Annotated in this window: 2 protein-coding genes; one reads left to right on the top strand and one right to left on the bottom strand. The window is 52.4% G+C overall.

Annotated features, from left to right (window positions below):
* Positions 1-33: 33 nt before the first annotated feature.
* Positions 34-666, bottom strand: coding sequence for a recombinase family protein (locus B153_RS36150; protein WP_020600336.1), 633 nt, complete (start codon positions 664-666; stop codon positions 34-36).
* 114 nt (positions 667-780) lie between these two features.
* On the opposite strand from B153_RS36150, the gene B153_RS0129410 reads away from it, so the two are divergent.
* Entirely contained in the window at positions 781-3,753 is a 2,973-nt protein-coding gene (locus tag B153_RS0129410; protein ID WP_020600335.1) for a Tn3 family transposase, read from the top strand.
* Positions 3,754-3,806 lie beyond the last annotated feature (53 nt).

Raw genomic sequence — 3,806 nt, 5'->3', positions numbered from 1 at the left:
GGGGTTCTTCTTCCAACGGGGCATTTCTACACGTTAAGCAACTAAGGTCTTAGTTTTAAGCCTGATTTTCTGTACATAATTGTAAACTGTGCCATAGGCCACCCCAATCTGTTTGCTAATTTGATTCATCGATACGCCTTGGCTGTACAACCTCGCAATCTCGGTCTGTTTTGATTCAACTAATGGGGGACGCGCGATGTGTTTGCCCTGAGCTTTAGCACGAGCCATACCTGCTCGAACCCGCTCACTGATCAGCGAACTCTCGAACTGGGCCAGTGAAGCCATTACATGAAAGATCAACTCGCCCGTCGGTGTAGTGGTGTCGATATTCTCCTGATACGAGATAAAATCCACCCCCAGACTCTGGAACTCTTTCAGGGCATTAACCAGTGCCTGGGTCGAACGGGCGAAGCGATCATAGCGCCAGACCAACACCACATCGATCTGCCGCTTGCGAGCGGCCCCAATCATATTCCGGTACTGCGTTCGCTCCTCGGTTGTCCCTGAAGCCGTATCGACATATTCGGCGGCCAGAACAAAACCGCGACGATCCGCATACGCCCGCAAAGGCCGAAGCTGGGTTTCGGGGTCTTGTCCTTTATCCAGCGTGGACACGCGGGCGTATAGGGCTACCCGTTTGGGTTTGTCTGGTGATTTTTTGGCCATCTTGACTTATCAAAAAGGAGTTCCTTTACAAAGCTAACTTTTCGCCCTTAGAATCGGCCTGTGTGCGCTAAAAACGAGGACTGATTTGGACACCCTTTTTGATAACCCATTCCAATGCCACTCGACTTTTTATCTGTTCCCGAACGGACCCGCTATGAGTCCGTCCCGTCCATCATTCTGGAAGCGGATCTTCGCCAACATTTTTACCTGACTCATGCCGACCGATTAGTTGTCCTTACTTTGCGGGGAGAGACCAATCGGTTAGCCGTTGCCTTGCAAATTGGCCTACTGCGACTGATGGGTATTTTACCCGATAACTGGTGGAACCAGCTACCCCTCGATGTGGTCGAGTTCGTCGCCAGGCAACTCCGCACTGAAGCTGTCCACCTGGCAGACTATGGTCATCGCCAACAAACGCGCAGCAATCACTTCACGCTAGTGATCAAACACCTGGGGTTTCGCCGATGGGAGCCATTGGATGTGACCTGGTTGGAACCCTGGCTGCTGGAACGAGCTTTAGAGCATGATGGAGAACGGGTGTTACTGGCCATGACGGTTCAGAAGCTGCATCAGCAACGCCTGGTGCGGCCGGCGATCCTCGTACTGGAGCGGCTGGTAGGCAGCATCAATGAACAAGCCCATCTGGAGACGTACCGTCGACTGAGTCCGCTGCTGAGCGATGAACTGAAGGCCCGCCTGGATGGGTTGCTGACACCGGACAAGGATCTGACGATTACTCGGCACCGGTGGCTCGTTCAGGCGGCAACCGGCAGTAATCCGGCGGCTATTCGCACGGTGCTGGATAAACTGAAATACCTTCGGGAATTTGGTGTACCCGCCTGGAGGAGTGATTCGATGGCTGCCAATCGCCAAAAACGGCTGAGTATGATTGCCCGGCATCGGTCTAACCGCCATCTGGAACGTCTTCCAGCCCATAAACGCTATCCCATCCTGGTGGCTTTTCTGCGCGAAAGCCTGCTTACCCTGACCGATGAGGTAGTGGCCATGTTTGATGCCTTCTGGGAATACAATCTGGCCAAAGCCCGTCGGGAGTATGAACAGTATCAGCAGGAGGTTGCTGCGGCTAAAGACACAGCTCTGCAAACCTTGGGTGGAGCGGTAAAAGTCGTGCTGGATGAAGCCGGAACGCCTGCTGATCAGGTGCGGCCGGCGATCTATCAAACCATTCCCCGCGATAAACTCCTGCTGTCCTGGCAGGCCGTTGAAGCCTTGTTACATCCCACTCGCCACTCAAAGCTAAGCTTTCTGGCTAAACGCTATGGCTTTTTCAAACAGTTCACCCCGTACCTGCTGGGGCAGATCGTCTTCCAACATGGTTTTACGGGTGACGATTTCGACAAAGCACTCGACCTAGTCATTGAGTTACAACAGGGTAGCCGACGTAAATTACCGCCCACCCCACCCAGTAACTTTATCAAGCCCCTCTGGCGCAAGTTTGCCTATAACATTGAAACAGGCTGGGACCGTGCTGCTTATGAACTGAGTGTGCTGGCCACGTTGCGGGACCGACTTCGTTCAGGAGATGTGTTTGTGGAGCCCTCTTACGAATACGGCAATCTGAATAGTTATCTGATGCCACCGACTGAATGGGCGCTTCGCCGGGAAGAACTGTGTCGGCAGCTCAATCTTCCACCCCTACCAATCGACCGACTCAACCAACGCGTCACCGAATTGGAAACGCTGTTAGCCCCTATGCAGAAGCTATTGGAAGCCGGTGGCGATCTGCGTTTGGAAGACGGTCATCTGGTATTGACCCGCTTAACGGCCGAAGAAGTGCCACCGGCCGTCAAAGCCCTGCAAGAGGAGATCAATCGTCGTATGCCTGCGGTTGACTTGACCGATATTCTGGTCGAGGTGGACAACTGGGTGGGTTTTACCCACTACTTGCCGGGTCTTGAACATGCCGCCCGTGGCGAGGATCACCCTACTCGCCTGTTGGCAACCCTATTGGCGTTGGGTTGCAATATCCCCTTATCCGACATGGCCCGCTCATCGGGTTTAGCCTATCAGAGCCTTTGGTGGACGGGAGCCAATTATTTGCGGGAAGAAACACTGCGAGCGGCTAACAATATACTGGTCAATGAGCAACATCGCCAGTGGTTAGCCTCCTACTGGGGAGACGGGACGTTTTCTTCCTCCGACGGTCAGCGATTCCCCATCAGCGGAAAAGTCCGTAACGCCCGTGCGCTGCCCAATTACTTTGGGCCGGGCAAAGGCATTACCCAACAGAACCACACCGCCGACCAGTACGCTCAATATGGCACCAAGGTCGTACCAGCCACCCTGCGGGATGCCACCGTCGTTCTGGACGAAATTATTGGTAATCAAACAGACTTACGGATTACCGAACACACCACTGACACGGCTGGCTACACCGATATTATCTTTGCGTTGTTCGATCTGCTGGGGCTTTTGTTCTCGCCCCGCTTACGGGATATCGCCGATCAGCGACTATGCAAAATCAAAGGCAAGGACTGGACATACCCAGGGTTGAAGTTTACTGGAATGATCAATCCTGATTACATTGAGCGGCACTGGGACGAGTTGTTGCGGTTAGCTGGATCAGTTCAATCGGGTGAGGTAGCAGCCTCCTTATTCATCCGAAAGCTTCAGGCCTATCCTCGTCAAAATAACCTGACGTATGTGCTACAGGCTTATGGTCAACTCATCAAAACGATCTTTATTCTACGTTACCTTCAGAGTAAACCGATGCGTCGACGTATTCATGGGCAGTTGAACAAGGGAGAAGAACTGAACGGTCTTCGGGCTTGGTTGTGGTTCGGCTCCGATGGTGTGATCCGACGCAAACAACATGAGCAGCAGATGGAATCAAGCTGGAGTCTTACTATTGTAGCGAATTGCGTTGTGTTATGGAACACGGTGTATATGCAGGAAGTGCTGCGGCAGTTAAAGTCGGAAGGTTATCCAGTTGATGAAACGCATTTCGAACACTTGTCTCCTTGCCGCTTTGAACACATCAACCGATTGGGGAAATATAGCTTTGAAAGTAGTTCTGCGTTTGATATTGGAAACCGACGACCTTTACGTCGTCCCGACAAAGAATAACTAAACCCTTAGTTGCTTAACGTGTAAATCTGCCCCATTGGAAGAAGAAGGCC

It is taken from the genome of Spirosoma panaciterrae DSM 21099 (assembly GCF_000374025.1).
Lineage (GTDB): Bacteria > Bacteroidota > Bacteroidia > Cytophagales > Spirosomataceae > Spirosoma > Spirosoma panaciterrae.
Note: the sequence above shows the minus strand (reverse complement) of the source record. Positions and strands in the feature narration are given on the sequence as shown.

Bases quoted from the DNA above. Each gene is read 5' to 3' on its own strand.
- B153_RS36150 (WP_020600336.1), bottom strand. From the start codon at position 666: ATGGCCAAAAAATCACCAGACAAACCCAAACGGGTAGCCCTATACGCC.
- B153_RS0129410 (WP_020600335.1), top strand. From the start codon at position 781: ATGCCACTCGACTTTTTATCTGTTCCCGAACGGACCCGCTATGAGTCC.